General features: G+C 66.7%; 23 protein-coding genes, 1 tRNA gene and 1 riboswitch. Of the genes, 7 read left to right on the top strand and 17 right to left on the bottom strand.

Annotated features, from left to right (window positions below; translation table 11 throughout):
• Positions 1–4: 4 nt before the first annotated feature.
• Positions 5–985 (top strand): substrate-binding domain-containing protein, encoded by a 981-nt coding sequence (locus ASF26_RS18755; protein ID WP_056257517.1) that lies wholly within the window; start codon positions 5–7, stop codon positions 983–985.
• Between the two features lie 60 nt (positions 986–1045).
• On the opposite strand, the gene ASF26_RS18750 is transcribed toward ASF26_RS18755, so the two are convergent.
• From ASF26_RS18750 to ASF26_RS18690, 13 genes are all read right to left on the bottom strand, one after another.
• Positions 1046–1774: an amino acid ABC transporter ATP-binding protein gene (locus ASF26_RS18750; protein ID WP_198290855.1), complete on the bottom strand. Its 729-nt coding sequence runs from the start codon at positions 1772–1774 to the stop codon at positions 1046–1048.
• 53 nt (positions 1775–1827) lie between these two features.
• On the bottom strand, positions 1828–2520 hold the full coding sequence (locus tag ASF26_RS18745; RefSeq protein ID WP_018044823.1) for an ABC transporter permease subunit: 693 nt from the start codon (positions 2518–2520) through the stop codon (positions 1828–1830).
• Between the two features lie 57 nt (positions 2521–2577).
• Entirely contained in the window at positions 2578–3300 is a 723-nt protein-coding gene (locus ASF26_RS18740; protein ID WP_056257514.1) for an amino acid ABC transporter permease, read from the bottom strand.
• 28 nt (positions 3301–3328) lie between these two features.
• The gene (locus ASF26_RS18735) at positions 3329–4267 is read right to left on the bottom strand and encodes an amino acid ABC transporter substrate-binding protein (RefSeq protein WP_244475988.1); all 939 of its coding nucleotides are present in this window, start codon (positions 4265–4267) and stop codon (positions 3329–3331) included.
• Positions 4268–4608: 341 nt separating this feature from the next.
• Positions 4609–6216: a porin gene (locus tag ASF26_RS18730; protein ID WP_056257511.1), complete on the bottom strand. Its 1608-nt coding sequence runs from the start codon at positions 6214–6216 to the stop codon at positions 4609–4611.
• A 470-nt stretch (positions 6217–6686) separates the two neighbouring features.
• Entirely contained in the window at positions 6687–8192 is a 1506-nt protein-coding gene (locus tag ASF26_RS18725; protein ID WP_082477701.1) for an aspartate ammonia-lyase, read from the bottom strand.
• Positions 8193–8291: 99 nt separating this feature from the next.
• The gene (locus ASF26_RS18720) at positions 8292–9179 is read right to left on the bottom strand and encodes an amino acid ABC transporter substrate-binding protein (RefSeq protein WP_056257606.1); all 888 of its coding nucleotides are present in this window, start codon (positions 9177–9179) and stop codon (positions 8292–8294) included.
• 75 nt (positions 9180–9254) lie between these two features.
• Positions 9255–10529, bottom strand: a complete 1275-nt coding sequence (locus tag ASF26_RS18715) for a dicarboxylate/amino acid:cation symporter (RefSeq protein WP_056257507.1) — start codon at positions 10527–10529, stop codon at positions 9255–9257.
• A 289-nt stretch (positions 10530–10818) separates the two neighbouring features.
• On the bottom strand, positions 10819–11436 hold the full coding sequence (gene eda / locus ASF26_RS18710; protein WP_056257499.1) for a bifunctional 4-hydroxy-2-oxoglutarate aldolase/2-dehydro-3-deoxy-phosphogluconate aldolase: 618 nt from the start codon (positions 11434–11436) through the stop codon (positions 10819–10821).
• 170 nt (positions 11437–11606) lie between these two features.
• Positions 11607–13430: a phosphogluconate dehydratase gene (gene edd, locus ASF26_RS18705; protein WP_056257495.1), complete on the bottom strand. Its 1824-nt coding sequence runs from the start codon at positions 13428–13430 to the stop codon at positions 11607–11609.
• A 149-nt stretch (positions 13431–13579) separates the two neighbouring features.
• Positions 13580–13666: transfer RNA gene (locus tag ASF26_RS18700), tRNA-Leu, on the bottom strand.
• A 64-nt stretch (positions 13667–13730) separates the two neighbouring features.
• Positions 13731–14948 carry an FAD-dependent monooxygenase gene (locus ASF26_RS18695; protein ID WP_056257492.1) on the bottom strand — a complete coding sequence of 406 codons (1218 nt, stop codon included), beginning with the start codon at positions 14946–14948 and terminating at the stop codon, positions 13731–13733.
• 32 nt (positions 14949–14980) lie between these two features.
• Positions 14981–15235, bottom strand: coding sequence for a zinc-finger domain-containing protein (locus tag ASF26_RS18690; RefSeq protein WP_056257488.1), 255 nt, complete (start codon positions 15233–15235; stop codon positions 14981–14983).
• Between the two features lie 212 nt (positions 15236–15447).
• Between ASF26_RS18690 and map the strand changes: the two genes are divergently transcribed.
• The 6 genes from map (at position 15448) to ASF26_RS18660 (ending at position 21287) form a co-directional block, all read left to right on the top strand.
• Entirely contained in the window at positions 15448–16278 is an 831-nt protein-coding gene (gene map, locus ASF26_RS18685; protein ID WP_018044834.1) for a type I methionyl aminopeptidase, read from the top strand.
• A gap of 26 nt (positions 16279–16304) precedes the next feature.
• Positions 16305–17024, top strand: a complete 720-nt coding sequence (gene radC / locus ASF26_RS18680) for a DNA repair protein RadC (RefSeq protein ID WP_056257603.1) — start codon at positions 16305–16307, stop codon at positions 17022–17024.
• A gap of 139 nt (positions 17025–17163) precedes the next feature.
• Positions 17164–18603, top strand: a complete 1440-nt coding sequence (locus ASF26_RS18675; protein WP_018044836.1) for a circularly permuted type 2 ATP-grasp protein — start codon at positions 17164–17166, stop codon at positions 18601–18603.
• Positions 18604–18671: 68 nt separating this feature from the next.
• Positions 18672–19616, top strand: a complete 945-nt coding sequence (locus ASF26_RS18670) for an alpha-E domain-containing protein (protein WP_018044837.1) — start codon at positions 18672–18674, stop codon at positions 19614–19616.
• 36 nt (positions 19617–19652) lie between these two features.
• Positions 19653–20480: a transglutaminase family protein gene (locus tag ASF26_RS18665; RefSeq protein WP_056257485.1), complete on the top strand. Its 828-nt coding sequence runs from the start codon at positions 19653–19655 to the stop codon at positions 20478–20480.
• Between the two features lie 57 nt (positions 20481–20537).
• Positions 20538–21287: a hypothetical protein gene (locus tag ASF26_RS18660; protein WP_056257482.1), complete on the top strand. Its 750-nt coding sequence runs from the start codon at positions 20538–20540 to the stop codon at positions 21285–21287.
• Between the two features lie 77 nt (positions 21288–21364).
• On the opposite strand, the gene ASF26_RS18655 is transcribed toward ASF26_RS18660, so the two are convergent.
• From ASF26_RS18655 to thiO, 4 genes are read right to left on the bottom strand one after another with little or no spacing between them, the layout of a single operon-like run.
• Positions 21365–21997: a thiamine phosphate synthase gene (locus ASF26_RS18655; RefSeq protein ID WP_280136366.1), complete on the bottom strand. Its 633-nt coding sequence runs from the start codon at positions 21995–21997 to the stop codon at positions 21365–21367.
• Entirely contained in the window at positions 21994–22788 is a 795-nt protein-coding gene (locus ASF26_RS18650; protein WP_018044841.1) for a thiazole synthase, read from the bottom strand. Before ASF26_RS18650 ends, ASF26_RS18655 begins: the two co-directional genes overlap by 4 nt.
• A gap of 16 nt (positions 22789–22804) precedes the next feature.
• A complete protein-coding gene (thiS, locus tag ASF26_RS18645; protein WP_056257477.1) occupies positions 22805–23017 on the bottom strand; it encodes a sulfur carrier protein ThiS in 213 nt (70 codons plus the stop codon).
• Positions 23014–24210 (bottom strand): glycine oxidase ThiO, encoded by a 1197-nt coding sequence (gene thiO / locus ASF26_RS18640; protein WP_244475992.1) that lies wholly within the window; start codon positions 24208–24210, stop codon positions 23014–23016. The genes thiS and thiO overlap by 4 nt, the downstream gene beginning before the upstream one ends.
• Positions 24211–24310: 100 nt before the next feature.
• Positions 24311–24441, bottom strand: a riboswitch (TPP riboswitch).
• Positions 24442–24448 lie beyond the last annotated feature (7 nt).

The following is a 24448-nucleotide window of genomic DNA, read 5'->3' as shown; positions in this document are numbered from 1 at the left end:
GCCTATGAAGGTGGGATTGATCCTTGACGGGACCATTGCGGCAGCGGGCCGGCAACTCGCCTTCGCCCAGACCCTGGCGCTTCTGGACGCCGTCGCCTCGGAAGGGTCGCTGCAAGGTGCCGCGGCGCGGCTCGACCTGTCCTATCGCTCGGCCTGGGGCCGATTCCAGATTTTGGAGGACGCGCTCGGGCAACCCGTCATCCGCAAGACCAAGGGGCACGGCAGCGTTCTGACGCCCTTCGGCGCCGCTTTCCACCAAGCGCTCGTCACAGCATCGCGGGCGAGCGGAGAGATCGTCGCGCGAGAAGAGAGGCGGTTGGAGGCGACGCTCACTGGCCTGATCGGACGCGCCGCCGGCCCCCTGACCTTCGCGGTCAGCCACGATTCCGTCCTGCTCGACGCGCTCCGCGAGATGGGCGGCATCGCGGTCACCATCGCGGGGAGCATGGACGCGCTCTCTCACCTCAAGGCCGGGCGGGCCGATGGGGCGGGGTTCCATTTCGGCGCGGCCACGCCCGATCCGGGCTCGGTTTTCGCCGATATCCTCGCCGACCCGGCCCTCCTCACACGCCCGGTCCTGCGGCGCGAGCAGGGCCTGATGCTGCAGCGGGGCAATCCTTTCGCCGTCTACGCCATCACGGACCTGACCGCGGGCGGCATCCGCTTCGTCAACCGGCAACTCGGTGCGGGGACGCGGATCTGGTTCGACAGGCTCTGCGCCGAGGCCGGCATCCGCGGGCGCGATATTCGCGGATACGAGACGGAGGAATTCACGCATCAGGCCGTCGCGGCCCTGATCGCATCAGGGGCGGCCGATGTGGGAATGGGCACCCGCGCCATCGCGGAGCGGTTCGCGCTCGATTACCTGCCGCTGGGCGAGGAAACCTACTTCCTGGCCGTCCGGGCGTTCGTCGGCGGCGAGCGCCTGGACGCGATCGCGGCAACGATTCGGCGGCGGGCGGAGGCCACGCCGGGCTATGCCTGAGCCGGTAGCCACGGGATTGCAGGGGCGAGAGCATGGATTGCCCTCGCCCGTCGTTGGGAATCAGTGAGCCAGGATCTTCGACAGGAAGGTCTGCGCGCGCTCGGAACGCGGCTTGTCGAAGAAGTCGTCCTTGGTGGCGTCCTCGACGATCTCGCCGCGATCCATGAACACCACGCGGTTGGCCACCTTGCGGGCAAAGCCCATCTCGTGGGTGACGACCATCATCGTCATGCCTTCGCGGGCGAGCTCGATCATCACGTCGAGGACCTCGCCGACCATCTCCGGGTCGAGGGCCGATGTCGGCTCATCGAACAGCATGACGATGGGGTTCATCGACAGGGCGCGGGCGATGGCGACGCGCTGCTGCTGTCCGCCGGAGAGCTGGCCCGGATATTTGTGCGAATGCGCCGAGAGGCCGACCCGCCCGAGGAGCTTCAGGCCGCGGTCATGGGCATCGTCCTTGGCCCGTCCCAGCACCTTGCACTGGCCGAGCATCAGGTTGTCGATGATCGACAGGTGGGGGAACAGCTCGAAATGCTGGAACACCATGCCGACGCGGGCGCGCAGCTTGGGCAGATTGGTGCCCTTGGCCTGGACGCCGATGCCGTCGACGGTGATCGCCCCCTTCTGGATCGGCTCCAGGGCGTTGACCGTCTTGATGAGGGTGGACTTGCCCGACCCGGAGGGGCCGCAGACGACGACCACCTCGCCCTTGGTGACCTGCGTCGTACAGCCGTTGAGAACCTGGACCGGGCCATACCATTTGCTGATGTTGTCGATGGCGATCATCGGCTTCGTCGAAGCCTGGGGATCGATGGCGGACATGACGGATCCTCGAGAGCTTAGCGGATGATGGCGACGCGGCGCTGAAGACGCCGGACGAGGGTCGAGGCGGTGATGCAGATCACCAGGTAGACGGCCGCGGCGAACAGATACATCTCCACGAGACGACCATCGCGCTGGGCGACCTTCGAGGCGGCGCCGAGGAAGTCGGTGAGGGAGATGACGTAGACCAGGGACGTGTCCTGGAAGAGCACGATGGTCTGGGTCAGCAGCAGCGGCAGCATGTTGCGGAAGGCCTGCGGCAGGATCACCGTCCGCATGGTCTGGCCGTAGGTCAGGCCGATGGCCTGCGCCGCCGCCGTCTGCCCCTTCGGGATCGCCTGGATGCCCGCGCGCATGATCTCGGAGAAGAACGCCGCCTCGAACAGGGTGAAGGTGACGAGGGCCGAGGTGAAGGCACCCACCGAGATCGGCCGCGACGCGCCCGTCATCCATTGGCCGATATAGGGAACGAGGAAGTAGAACCAGAAAATCACCAGAACGAGCGGCAGCGACCTCATGAAGTTCACGTAGATCTTGGCCGGGAGCGCCAGGGCGGTGATCCCGGAGAGACGCATCATCGCGATGATGGTGCCGAGGATGATGCCGCCCGAGGCGGCGAGCGCGGTGAGCGTCAGCGTGAACACCATTCCCGTCCCGAACAGGTACGGCAAGGATGAGAGGACGACTCCGAAGTCGAAATCCGTGAACATCGGTCCTCTAGTCCCGTCTGACGGTCGCGAAGGATGGGGAGAAGGAACGCGCCGTCATCAGCGCGATCCCGGGACGGCGATGCGGGTCTCGAGCTTGCTCGACACCGTCACGACGATCAGGCTGATGCCGAGATAGATGACCGTCGCCGCCGTGAAGGATTCGAAGACCTGCGAGGAGAATTCCTGCATCGAGCGTGCCCGCGCGGTGAGTTCGAGCAGGCCGATGGTGAGCGCCACCGAGGTGTTCTTGAGGTTGTTCAGGAACTCGGAGGTCAGCGGCGGCAGGATCACCCGGTAGGCGTTGGGCAGCAGCACGTAGCGATAGGTCTGCCACGTGGTGAGGCCCAGAGCCGTGCCGGCCATGCGCTGGCCGCGCGGCAAGGTCTCGATGCCGGTGCGGACCTGCTCGGCGACGCGGGAGGCCGTGAAGAAGCCGAGGCAGATGACCGCCGTGTAGAACGACGAGTTCGGCAGTTGCTTCAGCCAGGTCCCCCAGGAGCCGGGCAGGATCTCCGGCACCACGTAGAACCAGAGGAACATCTGCACGAGGAGCGGGATGTTGCGGAACAGCTCCACATAGGTGGTGCCGACCCGTTGGGCCCCCCGGCTCGGAAGGGTGCGCAGCACCCCGATGAGCGAGCCGAGGGAGAAGGCGATGATCCAGGAACAGAGCGCCGTGGCGATCGTCCAAGAGAGGCCGGAGAGAAGCATGTCGGCATAGGTGCCGGTGCCTTCCGGCGACGGTTCGAAGAAGATCCGCCAGTTCCAGTTGTAATTCATCGCCTGTCGTCTGCTCCGATGCGGCGGCTTAGTAGGCGGCCGGGTCGGCGCTGTCGCTCGGCGACTCGAAGGCCTTCTTCATGGGCTCGCTCATGGGAAGGCTGAGGTTGATGCCGCGCGGCGGGATCGGCTTGGTGAACCAGGTCTCGTACAGGGCCTTGCCCTCGGGGCTCTTGTAGAGCTTGGCCGTCGCCTCATCGACCACGGCCTTGAACGGCGCGTCGTCCTTGCGGAGCATGATGCCGTAGGGCTCGGGCTTCGACAGGGCCTCGCTGGAGATGGCGTAGGCACCCGGCTCCTTCGAGCTGGCGGCCAATGACGCGAGGAGCACGTCGTCCATCACGAAGGCGGCGGCGCGGCCGGTCTCGACCATGAGGAAGGCTTCGGCGTGATCCTTGGCGGGCAGGATCGTCAGGCCGAGGCTGCGGGCGGTGTTGGCCTCGTTGATCTGGCGGATGTTGGTGGTGCCCGAGGTGGACACGACGGTCTTGCCCTTCAGATCCTCGATCGTGTCGAGCTTGGCCGACTTCTTCGCCACGTAGCGGGTGGCGGTGAGGAAGTGGGTGTTGGTGAAGGCGACCTGCTTCTGGCGGTCGACATTGTTGGTGGTCGAGCCGCATTCCAGATCGACGGTGCCGTTGGCGATCAGCGGGATCCGGGTGGCGGAGGTGACGGGATTGAGCTTCACCTCGAGCTTCGTCAGCTTCAGGTTGGTCTTCACCGCCTCGGCGATCTTCTTACAGATCTCGAAGGCGTAGCCGACCGGCTTCTGGTCGCCGTCGAGGTAGGAGAACGGGACCGAGGCGTCGCGATAGCCGATGGTGATTTCGCCGGTCTCTTTGATCTTCTTGAGGGTGCCGGTCAGTTCCTGGGCACTGGCACCGGATGCGCCGAGCGTGATGCCCATTGCCGATGCGAGGACGACCGCCGCCGACAGAGCGGTGGACCTGTGATGACCAAAATGCATGTGAAGGCTGGCTCCCGGAGGGGTTCTCGCCGATCGGACGACCGGCACGTGAGGCTCAACGTAGCAGCGGTCTCGCCCATCGCAATCGGTGAATGAGGCCTCACCGGAGATGTCAACCGCTCGACGACGTTATAGCAATCGGCGTGCCGTGCGCGCGACCGGGATCCATTTCGGCGAAACAATGCCCCGCATTTGAAATTGCAACAGGTCTGAGAAGATGAGGACCCCGGACCGGCACAGCACATGAAAAAGGCCCGGCTTTGCAGCCGGACCTTTTTCAGAACATCTTGAGTGATCTTGCGGGATCGGAGCATGGCTCCGATCCCGCCGACCATCGATGCTTAGAAGTCGCGCTGGACGCGCATACGCACCTGGTAGGTGTCGTCGGCGGTCACGGTGCGAACGGCGCCGGAGGCGATGTTCGCAGCGTTGACAGTGCCGCTCGACTGGGTGCGATCCACGACGCGGCCGTTCTGAACGCCGACCTTGGTGTAGAAGCCTTCGACACCGATATCGAGATCCTTCACCGGCGACCAGATCAGGCTCGCGCCAGCGACGATCTGGTAGGTGTCACGCAGAACCGGGCTGACGTCGAAGGAGACCTGGCCGGGAACGCCGGTGAACTGACCAGTCGCACCGGTGGTCTGGAACGCCGCCGCATTGGCGGCGCGAGCGCCACGGGCGAAGGAGAGCTCGCCGTAGCTGCCGAACACGGCCGAACGCCACTCAGGCGACCAGTAGTGCAGGAACGAACCGACCACGGTGAAGCTGGTGGACAGCTCGATCTTGCCCGTGAAGGGGTTGAGCGTGGCGTCGGACATGAAGGGATCGAAGGCAGCGCCGTTGATGGTGCTGGCGATGGATGTGTAGCTGCCGTTGTAGGACGAGTAGCCCGTGTAGAGGGTGGAACCCTCGCCATAGGCACCCTGCAGGTACAGGGTATCGCCGGGAGCGATGAACGGGGTGTTGATCTTCACGCCACCCTGGACAGCCCAGCCGTATTCGTTAGACGGCCGCTCGGTGACCGCAGAGAAGCCGCCGAATCCGGGAGCTGTGGCAACGCTTGTCACGCCAGCGATCGTATTGCCGACATTGACTTCCTTGACGGCGGCAGAGATCTGAGCCGAACCCCAGGCAGCATCATAGCGCAGGACGCCGACGAAGTCGGGCATGCGGTTGCGCTGGGCAACGTCGAAGTTCTGGAAGTTGCTGCCAAGCCCACCGGGGCCGACGAAGATCGGTGAAGGCGCACTGGCCGTACCGGCGCCGACAACGTAGGTCTGCGAGTAGATCGTGTTGCGACGGAAGGTCGGGTCTTCGAGCGAAACCGTAGCCGAGAAGCCTTCACCGAACTTCGCGGAATAGGCGAGGAGGTTGGTGGACTGGACGTCGGAGTTGAGCGTCGCGCCGGCGAACTCGAAGTCGTGTGCGTAGAAGTCGAAGAACGAGGAAGCGCGACCGGCGGTGAGGCCGGCGAACTGGATGAACGCCTTGTCGGTGTTCACGAACTGCTGGGCGCGACCGAACTGATCCTGACCGGTGGCGCTGAAGGCCGAGCCGATGCGCTCCTGGGTGCCGGAGCGGAGGCCGCCGGTGGAGCCGGTGCGCGAGGCGAACTGGATGCGGGTGAAGGCGCGCAGGGTGCCGTAGGCCGTCTGGGTGCGGGCATCGACGTTGATGCGGGCGAGACCGATATAGCCGGTCGTGTCGCCGTTGCCGCCGGAGCGGCTGTCCGTCGGCTGGTAGCCGATGTCGAGGCGGGCGCGGCCCGAGAGACGGATGCAGGTATCCGTTCCGGGGATGTAGAAGAAGCCGGCGCCGTAGGCGGAGCAGACGCGGACGTATTCGATCGGCACGGCCTTCTTCACGGGAAGGTCGGCGGCATGCGCTCCAGCGACCGACGCAAAGGCTGCGGCAGTACCGAGGAGTGAGCTCTTCAAGAGCTTCATTGATATCTCCAAAAGCTTCGAGACCCGAGGGACAGGCAACTTCAACCCGGCATGGACCGGCGTTCGTTTGCCTTTATTTGTTAGCCGGCAGGACTTGAGTGCCCCGTTCCGACCGCGCCCCGGGGTTTCCCCAGTGCGTATTCACTCTGTGCGAGCGGGTTCCTGCGAGCAACTCGGAATCGCGAATGCCACATCGGTTCTGAACTGCTGTGGCGGCGCTGCAACGTTCGTCAGGCGGCAAACCATGTCATCGCCGGGACAGATCGATGTGGAGAGGGAGGGCTCGGAGAAGAAAACCAATGCATCCTGCGGCGCTATTGAGATGAGTTGACCCCGCCAACGCACCCTTTGCTTAGTTTTTGTGCTTCGCACCGTCACCGGACCGTCATGAATCGGACCTTGGCCCGATCCGGCGCCGGCCGACGCATCCGTGCCGGAGGGAGGGAGGGGTCATTTTTTGGCGATGGCCGTCAGGCTCCTGGATTGTTGCGCCTCACACGGGACGGACGGGTCATCGCCTCGAGTTCAAGCAGGTGATCGAGCTGGGTCTCCGTCAGAAGTCCGTCCTCCAACACGATGTCGGCGACCGGGCGATTCTCCGCCAGGGCGCGCTGGGCCACCCTCGAACACGCCTCGTATCCCAGTGCCGGCACCAGGGCGGTCACGAGGCCGATGGAACCATGGACCAGGGAGCGGCAGCGTTCACGATCGGCCTCGATCCCTTCGATGCAGCGTTTCGTGAGGGTATCCACCGCGGCGGTGAGCATGCGCAGGGAACTGAGAACGCAGTATCCGATGGTCGGCTCGAAGGCATTGAGCTGGAGTTGCCCTCCCTCGGCGCAGAGGGTCACGGTGAGGTCGTGGCCGATCACCAGGAAAGCGACCTGATTCACCACTTCCGGGATCACCGGGTTGACCTTGCCCGGCATGATCGAGGAACCGGCCTGGACGGCCGGCAGCCGGATCTCGCCGAAGCCAGTGCGCGGCCCGCTCGAGAGCAGGCGCAAATCGTTGCAGATCTTGGAGAGCTTCACCGCCACGCGCTTCAGCACGCCCGAGAACAGCACGAACGCGCCGAGATCGGACGTCGCCTCGATCAGGTTCGAAGCGAGCACCATCGGGTGCCCGGAGATGCGCGACAGCTCCTCCACCGCCAGGGACGCATAGCGCGGGTCCGCGTTGATGCCGGTGCCGATGGCGGTGGCACCGAGATTGACCTCGCGGAACAGACCGACGATCTCGTTCAGCCGGGCCACATCCTCCTTCATGGTGGCGTGGAACCCGTCGAATTCCTGGCCGAGGGTCATCGGCACCGCGTCCATGAGCTGGGTACGGCCCATCTTGAGGACATCGGCGAATTCCACGGCCTTGCCCTTGAAGGCGTAGGCGAGGTCGTCGAGGGCCTTGATGAGGGGCTGGGTCGCGAACATCACGGCCAGGCGCAGGGCGGTCGGATAGGCGTCGTTGGTGGATTGCGCCATGTTGACGTCGTCGTTGGGATGGAGCGCCGCGTAATGCCCCAGCGGGTGCCCCATCAGTTCCAGGGCGACGTTGGCGATCACCTCGTTGGCGTTCATATTGGTCGACGTGCCGGCCCCGCCCTGGATCGCATCCACCACGAACGATTCGGCAAAGCGCGGCTCGGTGGCGACGAGGGTGCAGGCGCGGTCGATGGCATCGGCCTTGTCGGCGGAAAGGTAGCCCAGCCGCCGATTGGCGCGAGCGGCCGCCTGCTTCACCAGGGCGAGGCTTTTGACGAATTCGGGAAAGTGCCCCACCGGCACGCCGGTGATGGGGAAGTTGGCGACCGCGCGCTTGGTGTGGATGCCCCAATAGGCGCCGGCCGGCACTTCGCCATAGCCGAGGAGATCGTGCTCAGTCCGCGTCCGCGCGCCCTCCATCTCGACGGTCCGCACGGTGGCGACGGCAATGTTCTCGGCCGGCGCCTCGGTGGGCTTCTGCGTGTCCGTCGCCATCGGTTGTCTCCCTCGCGCCACGCTCGCGGCGGCTCCGCCGAAGGCCACATGCGGTGATGGAGCCGTCAAGCGCCGTGGGCCGGCAATCCTGACATCGGCTCAGTCCTGAAGCCCGATGACCTGGAAATTCGTTCTCAGCTCGTCGGACATGGGCACGTTCAGGCGCTCGCCGTTCGGCAGCCGCTTGAGGAACCAGCGCTCGTAGATCCAGCGCAGCTCGCGCGACTCGGCGAGACGTTCGAAGGTGGCGTTCACCACGCCGGCGAATTGCAGGTCGTCCTTGCGGAACATCAGGCCGTAGGGCTCGAAGGAGAGCTTGTCCGCCAACACGGTATAGGACGCCCCGTCCGAGCCGGCGGCCGCGATGAGGCCATAGAGCAGGACATCGTCGAGCCCCAGCGCGTCGGCCCGGCCGTCTCTGACCATGGCGAAGGATTCGGCGTGGTCGCGGCCCGTGACGATGGTGGCGGAGAGGTTCAACCGCGCCATCAGCGCGCGCAGGGCCGCCTCGTTGGTGGTGCCGGCGGTAACCGCGACGGTTTTGCCGGAGAGGTCGCGATAGGAGCCGATGGACGCGCCGCGCTTCACCAGGAGCTTGGTGGCGCTGAAATAGGTGATGGGCGAGAAGGCCACGAGCTTGCGGCGCTCCGCATTCGCCGTGGTCGACCCGCATTCGAGATCGATCCTGCCCGAGGTCAGCGCCGCGATTCGGGTTTCCGGGGTGACGGGCTCGTAGCGCACGGCGAGATCGGTGCGGCCGATCTCCTTGCCGATGGCATCGACCACTTCCAGGCAGAGATCGATGGCGTAACCCACCGGATGTCCGGCCGCATCCTTGAACGAGAAGGGCAGCGAGTTTTCGCGATAGCCGAGAGTTACGGCCCGCGATTCGCCGATCTTCTTCAGCGTTCCGGTAAGAACATCGATGGCGGCGGCGGGTGCGGTGCTCAAGGCGAGCACCAGGGCGCCGGCGACCGCTGCCATCATGCCCTTCGCGTGCATTGTCCGTGTCCCGTCATGCCATTGCGGTTGCCGGCGGCAGCGAGCGATGCCGCCGGCGGTTCAGGCCGGCTCGGCCAGGGGCGACACGTCCCGGTCGAGGCTCTGGTCGGTCAGTTCCAGCTGCCCCTCCCATTTCGCCACGGCGACGGTGGCGACGCTGTTGCCCAGGACGTTGGTGGCCGAGCGGCCCATGTCGAGGAACTGGTCGATGCCAATGATGAGCAGGAGCCCGGCCTCGGGGATGTGGAAGGTCGAGAGCGTGGCGGAGATCACCACCAGCGAGGCGCGGGGCACGCCGGCCATGCCCTTCGACGTCACCATCAGCAGCAACAGCATGGTCATCTGCTGCCCGAGGGTCAGCGGGATGTTGTAGGCCTGCGCGATGAACATCACCGCGAAGGTACAGTACATCATCGAGCCGTCGAGATTGAACGAATAGCCCATCGGCAACACGAACGAGGTGATCTTGTTGGGCACGCCGAAGCGCTCGAGGTTCTGCAGGGTCTTCGGATAGGCCGCCTCGCTCGATGCGGTGGAAAAGGCGAGGAGGAACGGCTCCTTGATCAGGTTGAGGAGCCGCCGCATCTGCTTTCCGACGAGCAGGAAGCCGGCGAAGGCCAGCAGGCACCAGAGCATGGCGAGGCTGAAGTAGAACTCCACCATGAACTTGCCGTAGGTCACCAGGACGCCGATGCCCTGCGTGGTGATCGTCGCCGCGATGGCCGCGAACACCGCGACGGGGGCAAAACCCATGACGTAGCCGGTGATCTTCAGCATCACGTCGGCGAGGCCCTCGATGCCCTCGGCCAGGAGCTTGCCCTTCTCCCCCAGCGCCGCGAGGGCCACGCCGAAGAAGATCGAGAACACGACGATCTGCAGGATCTCGTTGTTGGCCATCGCCTCCACGGGGCTTTTCGGCACCAGATGGGTGACGAATTCCTTGAGGGAGAGCGACGCGGCCTTGAGGTTGGTGGTGGCGCCGGCATCCGGCAGCGGCAGGTTCAGGGCGTCGCCGGGCCGCAGGATGTTGACCATCACCAAGCCGAGCAGCAGCGAGCACAGGGACGCGCCGACGAACCACAGCATCGCCTTGCCGCCGACGCGGCCGACGGAGGCGGTGTCGCCCATATGCGCGATGCCGACGACGAGGGTCGAGAAGACCAGCGGCGCGATGATCATCTTGATCAGCCGCAGGAACACGTCACTGACGAGGGCGATGTAGCCGGAGATTTCCTTGGACGTCTGAGGGTCTGGCCACGTGATGTTGCAGAGATACCCGACCCCGATGCCCAGAAGCATGCCGATGAAGATGTAAGTCGTTAGCCTGGACTGCATCGCACTTCCTCGCCGGCAGAAACGTCTCCAAGGTCCTGCATGCCACATGCCATGCTTGGCGACGTCACATCACGAAGTCTCGATACCGAGTGATCTACTTGGCCGATCCAACACGTCCCGCATGGAGCGGGCTCGGGCATTCGGCGGTGCTTCAGCCTCGATACATGCATTCTTCGTAAAGTCGATCCGGGAGGAGGCTATTCCTTTTCCTTTGCCACGCAAGCATTCATCTCCCGGTTTCAGACCTCGTCCGGCGAAGCCCCGAAGACCCGTGGATCGATACGGCGGGTCAATGCGGGCGCAGGCCCGACGCGACCCTCGCCGCCCGGCGGATGGCTTCCGGCTGCGGCTCGCCGGCCGGGACGACCCAGCTGCCGCCAACACAGAGGACCTGCGCGATCTTGAGCCAATCCGGTGCCGTCGCTTCGGTGATCCCGCCGGTCGGGCAGAAGCGGACCTGCCCGAACGGGCCGGTCAGCGCCTTTAGCGCCTTGATGCCCCCGGCGGCCTCGGCGGGGAAGAACTTGAACCGGTCGAGCCCGTGGTCGAGGCCGCGCATGATGTCGGCGGCATTGGCGACTCCCGGCAGGAAAGGGATGCCCCGAGCGATCGCGGCCCTCGTCAGCGGATCGGTGAGACCAGGGCTGACGATGAACTGCGCGCCCGCCTCCATCGCCGCGTCGAGATCCCGCTCGTTGAGCACGGTGCCCGCGCCGACCACGGCCCCTTCCACCTGCGCCATGATGCGGATCACCTCCAGGGCGGCGGGGGTCCGCAGGGTCACCTCCAGGGCCGTCAGGCCGCCATCCACCAGCGCCCTGGCGATCGGCTCGGCATGGGCGGCCTCCTCGATCACCAGGACGGGGATCACGGGAACGGAGCGCATCAGCGCGTCGATGGTCATCATGAAATGGTCCTCAGGATTGTGGAAATGACACGATGTCCGTTCGATCGCTCCGGGTCGAGCGGTCTCAACAGGCGCCCTCTCCCTCCAGGAGAGGGGAACCGCGCTTTGCTTCCCGTCTCGGAGACACGCGCGAACCGATGGGCCGCAAGACTTCCTATAATAGGACCGCCCTACAATCCCGCGGCGGCGAGCATGGCGGAGGCACCCTGCTCCGCCCCGTCCGCCCCGTGGCGCATGAAGGCGAAGAGTTCGCGGCCGGTCCCGAAAGCCGGCGGCGGCGCGGTGGCGCCCTCCCGCGCCTCCCATTCCACCGGGTCGACGATGGCCTGGAGCGTTCCGTCCTCGGCGCTGAGGCGGACGATGTCGCCGTCGCGCAGCTTGCCGAGCGGACCGCCGCCGAGGGCCTCCGGGCTGAGATGGATCGCCGCCGGCACCTTGCCCGACGCACCGGACATGCGCCCGTCGGTGATGAGGGCGACACGGAAGCCGCGATCCTGCAGGACGCCGAGCTGCGGCGTGAGCTTGTGCAATTCGGGCATTCCATTGGCTTTCGGCCCCTGGAAGCGCACGACGACGACCACGTCCCGCTCCAGTTCGCCAGCCTTGAAGGCGGCCATGACGTCGTCCTGATCGTCGAACACCCGGGCCGGGGCCTCCACCGTCCAGCGCGAGGGATCGACGGCGCTGGTCTTGAAGGTGGCTCGGCCGAGATTGCCCTTCACCAGCCGCATCCCGCCATCCGGCTGGAAGGCGTTCGCCGGGCCGCGCAGGATGCTCTCGTCATGGGAGGAAGCGGGGGCGTCCTCGAACACGAGTTCGTCCTCGATGAGTTTCGGGTCGCGGGCATGGTCGCGCAGGCGCCCGCCGGCCACGGTGAGGATGTCGTCGTGCAGCAGGCCCGCATCGATCAGGCTGGCGATGACGTAGGACATGCCGCCCGCCGCGTGGAAGTGGTTCACGTCCCCGGAGCCGTTGGGATAGACCTTGGCCACCTGCGGGATGACCGCCGAGAGCCTGTCGAAATCCTCCCAGTCGACGATGATCCCGGCGGCCCTGGCGATGGCCGGCAGGTGGATGGCGTGGTTGGTGGAGCCGCCGGTGGCCAACAGGCCGATGATCGCATTGACGATCGCCTTCTCGTCGACGCAGCGCCCGAGGGGCCGGTAATCGTTGCCGGCCGCACCGATCTCCGTGAGCCGGTGGACGGCCGCGCGGGTCACCGCCTGGCGCAGCTTCGTGCCGGGATTGATGAAAGAGGCGCCGGGCATGTGCAGGCCCATCACGTCCATCATCATCTGGTTGGAATTGGCGGTGCCGTAGAAGGTGCAGGTCCCCGCCCCGTGATAGGACGCGGATTCCGATTCCAGCAGCTCGTCGCGGCCGACCTTGCCCTCGGCATAGAGCTGGCGGATGCGCTGCTTCTCCTTGTTGGCAAGGCCCGAGGGCATCGGCCCGGCCGGGATCAGGATCTGCGGCAGGTGGCCGAAGCGCAGCGCCCCGATGAGCAGGCCCGGCACGATCTTGTCGCAGATGCCGAGCAGGGCCGCCCCGTCGAACATGCCGTGGCTGAGCCCCACCGCCGTGGAGAGCGCGATGGTGTCGCGCGAGAACAGCGACAGCTCCATGCCGCGCTGGCCTTGGGTGACGCCGTCGCACATGGCCGGCACGCCGCCGGCGACCTGGGCCGTGGCACCGACCTCGCGGGCGAACAGCTTCATCTGCTCCGGGTAGCGACCGTAGGGCTGATGCGCCGACAGCATGTCGTTATAGGCGGTGACGATGCCGATATTCATGCCCCGGCCGGCCTTGATCGCCGGCTTGTCCTCGCCGGAGGCCGCGAAGCCATGGGCGAGGTTGCCGCAATTGAGCATCGGCCGATGCACGCCGCCGTCGCGTTCGCGGGCGATCAGGTCGAGATAGGCGTGCCGGCTCGCCTTGGAGCGCGTCACCACGCGCTCGGTGACGGCTGCGACTTCCGGGTGAAGTTCGGTCATGGCAGATCCTTCCCTCGCTGATGCGAAGCCACCTGCTGTCAGGAACGTAGAGGGCTCGTCTCGCAGGCGATAGATCGGTCGCCGCGCGGTACGATCAATGACCGGATCGGCTCAGCACGATTCAGGCCATCGCGGTTCGACGCGGGCGATGGTGCGGACGGCGGGACTCGAACCCGCACAGCCTTTCAGCCGCAAGATTTTAAGTCTCGTGCGTCTACCGGTTTCGCCACGTCCGCATGCCGCCACGAGGGGTAGCGATGCACGGGCGGGAGATCAAGGCACCACGACCCGCTGCTGCCGTCACGGAGCCCAGCCGTAGAGCCAGTCGTAGCGGCGGCCCATCCCGGCGGGACCGAGGCGGCGCATGACGAGGTTGCGGGCAAAACCGACGAGCCCGCCCGCATGGTAGGTCCGGCCATTGCCGCGCGCGGCCGATTGCACGCGCCGGGTGCGGGGGGCGCGCAGGCCGGCATAAGCCGCCAGGGACGCCGCCACGTCGTCGGCCTGCAGGGTCAGGGCGAAGACGGCCGCGTCCTCGATGGCCAGCGCCGCCCCCTGCGCCAGGAACGGCAGGACCGGATGGGCCGCGTCGCCGATGAGGGCCACCCGGCCCCGCGCCATGGGCCGCGCCGTCGGCCGGTCGACCAGCGACCAGACCAGCCAGGAATCCGGCGCGGTCAGGAGCTCGGCCAGAACCGGGGTCGCGTCCGGAAACTGCGCGCGCAGGACGGCGGGTTCGCCGAGCTGGCCCCAATCCTCGCTGCCGAGGCGCTCGGGCACCACGGCCACGATGTTGATGCTCCGCCCGCCCTGGATCGGGTAATGCACCACGTGGCGGCGGCGCCCGAGCCACAGGCCGGTCTCGTCGCCCTGCAATTCCGGTGGCGCGGCATCGCGCGGGATCGTGGCGCGCCAGGCGGCCTCGCCGCAGGACCGCAACCGCCTGCCGTCGAAATGGCCGCGCAGGGTGGAGCGCACGCCATCGGCCCCCACCACGAGGTCGACGGCCAGCGTCTCGGATCGCGAGCCTTGGCCGCTTTCCAGGGTCAGCTCGACGGAGGTGTCCGATTCGGCGAGCCCCCTGACGTCCCGCCCCATCAGCAGGCGGATACCCGGCCGGCTGCGCACGGCATCGAGCAGGAGCGTCTGCAGGTCGGCCCGATGGATGACGTAATAGGGCGCGCCGTGGCGGCCGCGCAGTTCGGCCCCGAGTTCGACGCCGCCGATCTCGCGGCCGGTCCCGAGGGCACGCACCACCACCCGTGGCGGCTCGCTCGCCGCCCGGCGCAGGGCGGCGCCGAGGCCGAGGGAGATCAGCACGCGGCTGGCATTCGGGGAGAGTTGCAGGCCGGCGCCGACCTCGCTGAACCCGGTCCTGCGCTCGACGAGCGTCACCTCATGCCCTGCCGCATCCAGGGCGAGGGCGGCGGTCAGGCCTCCTATGCCCGCGCCGACGATGGCGACGGCGAGGCCGGGGGCGGCGTGAGGGGCTCGGGACCCATGGGAACCGTCGGACACCTGCGGATCTCGCCCTCGCGAATCGTGTGCGATCAGGCGGCCTTCGCGCCGTTTTCGTCCCAGACGGCGGCGGCCGGATCGGCCGTGCCGGCCTTCAGGCCGGCGCGATAGCGGTAGAGCGTCGAGCAATACTGGCAGATGATCTCGTCGTCGGTCCCCATGTCGAGGAAGACGTGCGGATGATCGAAGGGCGGCTTGGCGCCGATGCACATGAACTCCTTGGAGCCCACTTCGATCAGGGCAACTCCGAGGTCGTTGTGGAAATGCGGCACCGCCTTGTCAGCCATCGCCCGATCCTGCCTCCGTCCCGCCGGGGCCGAGCCCCGCCCGGGCACCATTGCTCCGTCCGGGCCATTCTCTACCCGCTCGTCGCCCTCAAGCCTAGCGCCGACGATTCCCCAAGCCCAGCAAAAAGCCGGTCTCGTCGAGGCTTGGCCTCCCGCGCAGGCCGCCGTAGAGAGGTATGTCTCTCAGCCGCTCTTACGAAACCACGTTCCTCATGACCCAGAACGAACAGGCCGTCGTCGAAGGCGGTCGCCGCGCGCCTCGGCCGCCGATTCACGGTCCCGAAGGGTTCGAGGGCATGCGCAAGGCCGGCCGCCTCACGGCGGAGGCCCTCGACGTGCTGATGGAGGCCACCGCCCCCGGCGTGACCACCGAGGCGTTGGACCGCCTCGCCTACGAATTCGCCATGGACAACGGCGCCTACCCGGCCTCGCTGCTGTATCGCGGCTACCCGAAGTCGATCTGCACCTCGATCAACCACGTGGTCTGCCACGGCATCCCCAACGACAAGCCCCTGCGCGACGGCGACATCGTCAATCTCGACATCTGCCTCATCGTCGACGGCTGGCATGGCGACAGCAGCCGCATGGCCTATGTCGGCGAGGTGCCGCGCAAGGCGGCACGCCTGTGTGAGATCACCCACGAATGCCTCATGCGGGGTATCGCCGCGATCAAGCCGGGCGGCTCCACCACGGATATCGGCCGGGCGATTCAGGCTTATGCCGAAGCCGAGCGCTGCTCCGTGGTGCGCGATTTCTGCGGGCACGGCCTCGGGCGCATCTATCACGACGCCCCGACCATCCTGCACTATGTCGAGCCGAGCTACGACGTAGCCTTCGAGCCGGGGCAGTTCTTCACGGTCGAGCCCATGATCAATCTCGGCCGCCCGGCGGTGAAGGTGCTCTCCGACGGCTGGACCGCGGTGACGCGGGATCGCTCGCTCTCGGCGCAGTTCGAGCACACGGTGGCGGTGACGGAGACGGGGGTCGAGGTCTTCACCTTCTCGCCCAAGGGCCTGCATCAGCCGATCGCCCCCTCCGCCTGACGATGCCGGGATCCGGAGGCAAGACGATGCCGCGCCTCCCCCTCGAATCGCCCGCCGGCGAGGCGGCCCCGGACGCTCCCCATTATCTCGGGCACCGCGACCGGCTGCGGGCGCGCTTCGCCCAGGCCGGGGCGGATGCCCTGCCGGATTACGAACTCCTCGAACTCGTCCTCTTCCGCGCCATCCCGCGGCGGGACGTGAAGCCCCTGGCCAAAGCCCTGATCCGCCGCTTCGGCAGTTTCGCCGAAGTGGTGAGCGCGGAGCCGAACCGCCTCGCGGAGGTGGAAGGCGTGAGCCAGGGCGTCATCGCCGATCTCAAGCTTATCGAGGCGGCGGGCCATCGCCTGGCGAGGGGCGCCATCGCCGCGCGACCCCTGCTCTCCTCTTGGGCGGCGCTCCTGGAATATTGCCGCGCCACCATGGCGTTCTCGCCGCGCGAGCAGTTCCGCGTGCTGTTCCTCGACAAGCGCAACCACCTCATCGCCGACGAGGTCCAGGGCCGCGGCACCGTCGATCACACCCCGGTCTATCCGAGGGAGGTGGCCCGCCGCGCCCTCGAACTCTCGGCCACCGCCATCATCCTCGCGCACAACCACCCCTCCGGCGATCCGGCGCCGTCGGCGGCCGACATCAGGATGACGCGGGAGATCGTGGCGATCCTCGACCCGCTGGGGATCGTCGTCCACGACCACGTCATCCTCGGCCGGGATGGACACGCGAGCCTGAAGGGGTTGAAGCTGATGTGAACGTGCTACTCTGACGATCGGATCGCGGCGGATCGTTCGCTCCGCGGTGATCGGACGACACCATCGGTCTGCTGCGAAGCGCACATCGTCCCGGTGGCGCGCCTCTTGCGAAGATGCCGGGATAAAAGGGGAGGCGCGAATGGCGCTCGCTGCGTTCGACGAAATGAATGGGATACCGGGAGCCGCCCTGGGCGATGCCTCGGTTCGCGAAGCCTATGACAGCCTGAAATCGTGGCTCGAGACGACGCCGCCCGAGCACTTCAACACGCGGCGCAGCCAGGCCGAGATGCTCTTCCGGCGCATCGGCATCACTTTCGCCGTCTACGGTGCCAACGAATCCACCGAACGGCTGATTCCCTTCGACATCATCCCACGGGTGATCACGAAGCCGGAATGGAGCTTCCTCGAGCGGGGGCTGAAGCAGCGCGTCACGGCGATCAATGCCTTCCTCAGCGACATCTATGGCGCCCAGGAATGCATCAAGGCCGGAATCATTCCAGCCGATCTGGTCTATCGCAACCCGCATTACCGGATGGAGATGCGGGCCTTCAAAGTCCCGCACGACCTCTACGTCCACATCGCCGGCATCGACATCGTCCGCACCGGCGAGAACGACTTCTTCGTGCTGGAGGACAATGCCCGCACGCCGTCCGGCGTCTCCTACATGCTGGAGAACCGGGAGGTGATGCTGCGGCTCTTCCCGGAACTGTTCTCGCGCCATCGCGTGGCGCCGGTGGAGAACTATCCCGACGCGCTCCTGGCGACCCTGCGCAGTCTCGCCCCGCAGACGGCGACGCGCGACCCCTCCGTCGTGCTGCTCACCCCGGGCCGCTACAATTCCGCGTTCTACGAACACTCGTTCCTGGCCGACAAGCTCGGCGTCGACCTGGTGGAGGCCTCCGACCTCTTCACCAAGGACGACGTGGTCTACATGCGCACCACGGAAGGCCCGCGCCGGGTGGACGTGATCTATCGCCGCCTCGACGACGACTTCCTCGACCCCCTGGTGTTCCGGCCCGATTCGGTGCTCGGCGTGCCCGGCCTGATGAACGCCTACGAGCGCGGGACGGTGACCCTCGCCAACGCGGTCGGCACCGGCATCGCGGACGACAAGGCCGTCTACAGCTACATGCCGGAGATCGTGAAGTTCTTCACCGGCGAGGAGCCGATCCTGCACAACGTGCCGACCTATCGCTGCCGCGAGAAAGAGGCCTTCTCCTACGTGATGGACAACCTCGCCGACCTCGTCGTGAAGGAAGTCAACGGATCGGGCGGCTACGGCATGCTGGTGGGCCCGCACGCCACCAAGCGGGAGATCGAGGATTTCAGCCGCAAATTGCGGCATGCGCCGGACGGGTTCATCGCCCAGCCGACCCTGGCGCTGTCCACCTGCCCGACCTTCGTCGCATCCGGCGTCGCGCCGCGCCACGTCGACCTGCGGCCCTTCGTGCTATGCGGCTCCGACGAGATCCGGATCGTTCCCGGCGGCCTGACCCGCGTCGCCCTCAAGGAAGGGTCGCTCGTCGTCAATTCGAGCCAGGGCGGGGGCACCAAGGATACCTGGGTGCTGGACGCCTGACGCTACGTCAAAGCCCACCCCGGATGCGGGGTGGATCGTTTTCTCGCCCATCGCCTTAACGGAAGCCCATGCTGTCCCGGACCGCCGACAATCTGTACTGGCTCTCGCGCTACGCCGAGCGGGCCGAGTTCGTCGCCCGCATCCTCGATGCGGCCCATCGGCTCGCCGCCCTCCCCTCGAGCTATGGTGGCGGCGAGACCAACGAGTGGGCGTCGGCCCTGGCCTCGGCGGGCGACCCGGAGGTGTTCAAGCCGCTCTATGACAGCGTCAACGAAGCGACGGTGTGCAACTTCCTCGCCTTCTCGCCTCACAACCCGTCCTCGATCCGCTCCTGCATCGAGACCGCGCGCGAGAACGCCAGGTCCGTCCGCACCGCCCTGACCACGGAGATGTGGGACGCGATCAACGGTGCCTGGCTCGAACTGCGCAACTACGAAGGCCGCGATCTCAATCGCGACGAGTTCAGCCGCTTTCTCGAATGGGTGAAGGGCGTGTCCCTCGCCTTCGACGGCTCGGCCTACCGCACCATGCTGCGCAACGACGCCTACTGGTTCACGCGGCTCGGCACCGCCATCGAGCGGGCCGACAACACCGCCCGCATCCTCGACGTGAAATATCGCATCCTTCTGCCGGCCACGGAGAAGGTCGGAGGCAGCCTCGATTATTTCCAGTGGACCACGATCCTGCGCGAGGTCTCGGCCTTCAACGCCTATCACTGGGTCTATCGCGAGAGCGTGAAGCCGCTCCTGGTGGCCGACCTGCTGATCCTCAACCGGCAGATGCCGCGCTCCCTGACCAATTGCTACGGCATGCTGGTGGAGCATCTCGATCTCATCGCCGACGCCTATGGCCGCCGCGGCGCGAGCCAGCGCCTGGCGAGCAACACCCTCGCACGCCTGGAAGGCGAGAACATCGACCGGGTCTTCCGATCGGGTCTGCACGAGTTCGTCACGGCCTTCATCGTCGAGAACAATCGTCTCGGCGCGGCGGTCATCGAACAATATCTGGTGTAGGGTTTCGTCGGATCCCGAGTTCTGCAAGAGACGTCCATGCGCATCCGCGTCTTCCATGAGACCAACTACACCTACGAGCAGCCGGCCCGGGGTCTCATCCAGCTTCTTCGCCTTCGACCACGCGACCATGACGGGCAATATGTCCGCCGCTGGCGGATCGAACCCTCGGTGGATGGGCGGATCAGCGAGCGCGAGGACGGGTTCGGCAACGTCACCCACTGGTTCACGGCCGACGAGCCGGCCGACGCCCTGACGATCCGGGTGACCGGCGAAGTCGACACCAACGAGATGCACGGCATCGTCCGCGGCACGGTGGAACGCCTGCCCGACGTGTTCTACCTTCGCGATTCCGATCTCGCGACGGCCAATGCCGAGCTTCAGGCTTTCGCCAAGAGCGTGGTCGACGAGGGTGATTCCTCGGTTCTCCCCTGCCTTCACCGACTTCTCGCCGCCGTCTTCGACACGGTCGCGTTCGAGCCGGGTCCGGCCAGCGCCAGCACCACCGCCGCGCAATCCTTCGCCGCCGGAAAAGGCGTCTGCCAGGATCTTGCCCATATTTTCATCGCCGCCGCGCGGCATCTGGAAATTCCCGCTCGCTACGTTTCCGGCTATTTCTTCCATGCCGACAGCGAGGAGGACCTGGGATCGGGGCATGCTTGGGCGGAAGCTCTGGTGCCCGGTCTGGGATGGGTGGGTTTCGACCCGGCCAATGGTATCGCTACGACGGAGGCGCATATCCGCGTCGCCATCGGGCTGGATTATTTAGGTGCGGCCCCGATCAGAGGCAGTCGGATGGGTGGCGGGACTGAGACACTCGAAGTAAAGCTTCGCGTCGAACAGGCTCAGGCCGCCGTCCAGGTCTAGCCTGTCACAGCATCGAGAATGGCCTGAGAGTCTCGGGCCATCAGGGGTATCGGTATCATGACCTATTGCGTCGGGCTCCTTGTCGAGGAAGGGCTCGTGATGGTTGCCGACACCCGCACCAATGCGGGCCTCGATGACATCTCGACCTACCGCAAGCTGCATCACTTCAACGTGCCCGGCGAGCGCGTGATGATGCTGGCATCAGCCGGCAACCTCTCCGTGACCCAATCGGTGCTCAGCATGCTCGCCGAGGGCGTTGCCGGCGACGACGGCGAGCCCACGCTGAAGCTCACTGAAACCACGACGATGTTCCAGGCCGCCCAGCTCATCGGCAAGGCGATCCGTCGCGTCCGCGCCATCGAGAAGGCCGGGTTCGAGGCGGCCAATCTCCGGTTCTCCATCTCGCTGCTGTTCGGCGGTCAGATCGGCAACGAGCCCATGCGCCTATTCTTGATCTATTCGGCGGGCAATTTCATCGAGTGCAGCACCGATGCGCCGTTCCTGCAGATCGGTGAGCACAAATACGGCAAACCCATCCTCGATCGGGCCGTGAAGTTCGAGACGGACCTCTACGATGCCCTGAAGGTGAGCCTCGTCTCCATGGATTCGACCATGCGGTCGAATCTCGGCGTGGGTTTGCCCATCGATATCGCCGTGGCCCGTCGCAATGCGCTCGACCTCGAAGTGAGCCATCGGATCGAGGCGGGAGAATCCTACTTCCACGATCTGCGCGAACGGTGGTCCGCGGCCCTGCGCGCGGCGCACCGGGCCATCCCACGTCCCCCTTACGGCCCCGCTGCACACTGAACGCCTTCGCTTCGTTCAGCCCCCGGGAGTCGCCGGTTCCAAGACGCGGGACCGGCGAGCTTCGTTGCGAGGCCTGCTCAACTCCAGGTCTCCCAGGCATCGAGATAGGCGCGCACCGCCGCTCGTGAATCCACCTCCGCCATGACCCCGCCCATGACGGCGATTCCGGAAAACCCGGCGTCGCGGCAAGCTCCCGCATTCGCCGGCGTGACGCCGCCAAGGGCGAAGACCGGAATTGTCGGTCTGGGACCACGTTCGAGGACGTCCGGGCCGAGCGCCGGCCCATATCCCGGCTTGCTTCGTGTCGCGAAAATGGGACTGAGGCTGGCGTAATCCACGCCCGCTTCGGCGGCCCGGCTCACCTCCACGGGTGAATGGGCCGAGACGCCGAGAAGGCATCCGGGCGGAAGAGCCCGCCGCGCCGCCGCGATGTCCGGGGGCATCGCCCCTCCGCCGAGATGAACCCCGTCGGCACCGATGGCGCGCGCGAGGGCCACATCCCCCCCGACGATGAGCCTTGCCCCAAAGTCCCGTACCGGCCCCATCAACTCTTCGGCCAGGACACGGCGTGACACCGCGTCGAGGTCGCGGTCCCTGAACCAGATCCAGCGGGCGCCGCCCGCCAGCGCCGCCTCGACCCTCCCAACCAAGCCCATCGGGCTTCCGGCCCGGTCCGTGACCAGAAGAAGCCCCGAGAGCTTACGCGTCACGAACCCACGAGTCCGAGCTGCGGGCTCGACGGTTCGGCGCGTCCCCGCTTGGGGATGCGGCCGGCGAGATGGGCGAGCCGGCCGGCTTCGACGGCGTGGCGCATGGCGCGGGCCATGCGGACGGGGTCGTCGGCCTTGGCGACGGCAGTGTTGAGGAGGCAGCCGGCGGCGCCGAGTTCCATGGCCACGACGGCGTCGGAGGCGGTGCCGATCCCCGCATCCACGATCACCGGCACGCTGGCGCGGCGGCAGATCAGTTCGAGATTCGCGGGGTTGGCGACCCCCATCCCCGAGCCGATGAGCGACCCCATCGGCATCACCGCCGCGCAGCCGATATCGGCGAGCCGCTGGCACACGACGGGATCGTCGTTGCAATAGGGCAGCACAACGAACCCGTCATCGACGAGGTGGCGACAGGCTTCCAGTAACTCGGCCACGTCCGGATAGAGCGTTTCGCGGTCGCCGATGACCTCGACCTTGATCCAGTTGGTGTCGAGCGCCTCGCGGGCCAGTTCGGCCGTCATGATCGCGTCGCGGGCGGTCTCGCAGCCGGCGGTGTTGGGCAGGAAGCGATAACCCTTCAGGCGCCGCACCGTATCCGAGCCATGGCCCTGGAGGGAGACGCGGCGGATCGAGGCGGTGACGACCTCCGCCCCGGAGGCTTCCACCGCATCGACCATGATGCTCTGCGTGGGATATCCCGCCGTGCCGATGAAGAGGCGGGAGCCCAAGCTCACGCCGGCGATGACCAGCGCGTCGTCGGCAGCAGCTTCGATCGTGTGTCCGTTCATGATCCCGATCCCTCGACTATCCGCCCTGCATGGCGCGCACGATCTCGACCTTGTCGCCCTCGGCGACAGGGGTCGTCTCCCAGTCGCGACGGCGGATGACGGTGCCGTTCAGCGCGATGGCGATGCCCTGCGGGCTCTCGATCCCCGTCTCCTCCGCCTCGATGTGGAAGAGGGTCGACAGGTCCGCCGCCTCGACCTCGCGCGGGTGCCCGTTGATGGTGAGCCTCATGCGAAAGCCCTCCTCTCGGCCCGCGCGGGCCGCCGGAATCGGGAGAGGCCGAAGTCGCGTGCGAAATCGGGCAGTGCGCCGGTGGTGAGAAGGGCGCAGACGGCGTCGGCCGTGGCGGGAGCCAGGAGGTATCCGTTGCGATGATGGCCGGTGGCCGCCACGAGGCCGGGCGCCAGCGTGTCGATGATCGGCGCATCGTCGTCGGACGTCGGCCGGAAACCGCTCCAGACCGCCGCGACCTCCATCTCCTCGATGCCGGGCAACACGCGTCGCGCCCCTTCCAGGAGCGCGTAGAGACCGCCGGCCGTGACACCCGGAACGAAGCCGCGATCCTCCACCGTGGCTCCCACGATGAGATGGCCATCGGCCTTCGGGGCCATGTGGACCTGCTCCGTCCACACCATGTGCGAGAGGTTGCCCGTCCGGGCAGTGGTCTTCAGCGCCAGCGACTGGCCGCGGATCGGCCGAACCGGCAGGGCGAGTTCCTCCGGCAGGAGCCCGGCCTGCCCGCTCCATGCGCCCGCCGCGAGAATCACGGTCCCGGCCGAGGCGGTTCCTCGAGGTGTCGCGACGCCCCGGACGCGTCCCCCCTCCCAATCCAGCGCTTCAGCCGGACATCGCTCGACGATGGTCACTCCGGCCGCCTGGGCCGCGCGGGTGAGCGCCGCCATGACGAGGGGCGGGTCGACCTGATGATCCTCCACGCAGAACAAGCCGGCGGTGACCGAAGGGCGAAGGGCCGGCTCGCGGGCACGGACCTCCGTCCCCGACAGCCAGCGTGCCGTGAGGCCGGAGCGGATCTGGAGGTCGTGCCGAAAGCGTAGGCGGTCGACCTCGTCGCGGCCGATGGCGAGGACGAGGGTCCCCTCCTCCCGGTAATCGATGCCGATACCGGAGGCGGCCTCGAGTTCGTCGCGAAAGCCCGGCCAGCGCGCGAGGCTCTCGAGGGCCAGGGGAAGCAGCGGATCGGAGCCCGGTTCGTGTTCCGCCGCGGGCGCGAGCATCCCCGTGGCCGCGAGACTCGCCCCGGCGCCCACGGTGTCACGCTCGATCACCGTGACGGTGAGACCCGCCCGAGCCAGGCGCCAGGCTGCGGAAAGGCCGATCAGACCGGCGCCGACGATCACGACGTCGCTTCGCGCGGGCAGAGCGTTGCCGTCGATGACGAGACCGGTCGTCCGGCGCGACAGGATAGTCGGGGTGGCTGAGACGTCCAAGAAGAACCTCCGCGATGATCCGCAGAGATTGGTGTCCTTCAGCTTCCGATCCGAAGCGTGCCGGGCTTCCCTGAACGGAAAACCCACGGTCCAATCCCTACGCCGGTATGAGCCGGTTCAGGTTCGAAGGATTTCCGCGCCGCACGGACTTGTGGTCCACGCTCATCGGTTTCTCAGCCCCTTGACGGGGATCTCCCTGGAACACCCCAGATGT

It is taken from the genome of Methylobacterium sp. Leaf93, from assembly GCF_001422345.1.
GTDB lineage: Bacteria > Pseudomonadota > Alphaproteobacteria > Rhizobiales > Beijerinckiaceae > Methylobacterium > Methylobacterium bullatum.
This window is presented reverse-complemented; position numbering and strand designations above follow the sequence as displayed.

What these genes read in the sequence shown, in the direction of transcription:
- ASF26_RS18750 (WP_198290855.1), bottom strand. Translation starts at nt 1,774, where the DNA reads ATGATCGCCATCGACAACATCAGCAAATGGTATGGCCCGGTCCAGGTT.
- ASF26_RS18735 (WP_244475988.1), bottom strand. Translation starts at nt 4,267, where the DNA reads ATGCATTTTGGTCATCACAGGTCCACCGCTCTGTCGGCGGCGGTCGTC.
- ASF26_RS18720 (WP_056257606.1), bottom strand. Translation starts at nt 9,179, where the DNA reads ATGATGGCAGCGGTCGCCGGCGCCCTGGTGCTCGCCTTGAGCACCGCA.
- ASF26_RS18690 (WP_056257488.1), bottom strand. Translation starts at nt 15,235, where the DNA reads ATGGCTGACAAGGCGGTGCCGCATTTCCACAACGACCTCGGAGTTGCC.
- ASF26_RS18745 (WP_018044823.1), bottom strand. Translation starts at nt 2,520, where the DNA reads ATGTTCACGGATTTCGACTTCGGAGTCGTCCTCTCATCCTTGCCGTAC.
- ASF26_RS18715 (WP_056257507.1), bottom strand. Translation starts at nt 10,529, where the DNA reads ATGCAGTCCAGGCTAACGACTTACATCTTCATCGGCATGCTTCTGGGC.
- thiS (WP_056257477.1), bottom strand. Translation starts at nt 23,017, where the DNA reads ATGAGGCTCACCATCAACGGGCACCCGCGCGAGGTCGAGGCGGCGGAC.
- ASF26_RS18675 (WP_018044836.1), top strand. Translation starts at nt 17,164, where the DNA reads ATGGCGCTCGCTGCGTTCGACGAAATGAATGGGATACCGGGAGCCGCC.
- ASF26_RS18755 (WP_056257517.1), top strand. Translation starts at nt 5, where the DNA reads ATGAAGGTGGGATTGATCCTTGACGGGACCATTGCGGCAGCGGGCCGG.
- ASF26_RS18740 (WP_056257514.1), bottom strand. Translation starts at nt 3,300, where the DNA reads ATGAATTACAACTGGAACTGGCGGATCTTCTTCGAACCGTCGCCGGAA.
- map (WP_018044834.1), top strand. Translation starts at nt 15,448, where the DNA reads ATGACCCAGAACGAACAGGCCGTCGTCGAAGGCGGTCGCCGCGCGCCT.
- radC (WP_056257603.1), top strand. Translation starts at nt 16,305, where the DNA reads ATGCCGCGCCTCCCCCTCGAATCGCCCGCCGGCGAGGCGGCCCCGGAC.
- eda (WP_056257499.1), bottom strand. Translation starts at nt 11,436, where the DNA reads ATGATGACCATCGACGCGCTGATGCGCTCCGTTCCCGTGATCCCCGTC.
- ASF26_RS18660 (WP_056257482.1), top strand. Translation starts at nt 20,538, where the DNA reads ATGACCTATTGCGTCGGGCTCCTTGTCGAGGAAGGGCTCGTGATGGTT.
- ASF26_RS18670 (WP_018044837.1), top strand. Translation starts at nt 18,672, where the DNA reads ATGCTGTCCCGGACCGCCGACAATCTGTACTGGCTCTCGCGCTACGCC.
- ASF26_RS18730 (WP_056257511.1), bottom strand. Translation starts at nt 6,216, where the DNA reads ATGAAGCTCTTGAAGAGCTCACTCCTCGGTACTGCCGCAGCCTTTGCG.
- ASF26_RS18725 (WP_082477701.1), bottom strand. Translation starts at nt 8,192, where the DNA reads ATGGCGACGGACACGCAGAAGCCCACCGAGGCGCCGGCCGAGAACATT.
- ASF26_RS18650 (WP_018044841.1), bottom strand. Translation starts at nt 22,788, where the DNA reads ATGAACGGACACACGATCGAAGCTGCTGCCGACGACGCGCTGGTCATC.
- ASF26_RS18665 (WP_056257485.1), top strand. Translation starts at nt 19,653, where the DNA reads ATGCGCATCCGCGTCTTCCATGAGACCAACTACACCTACGAGCAGCCG.
- edd (WP_056257495.1), bottom strand. Translation starts at nt 13,430, where the DNA reads ATGACCGAACTTCACCCGGAAGTCGCAGCCGTCACCGAGCGCGTGGTG.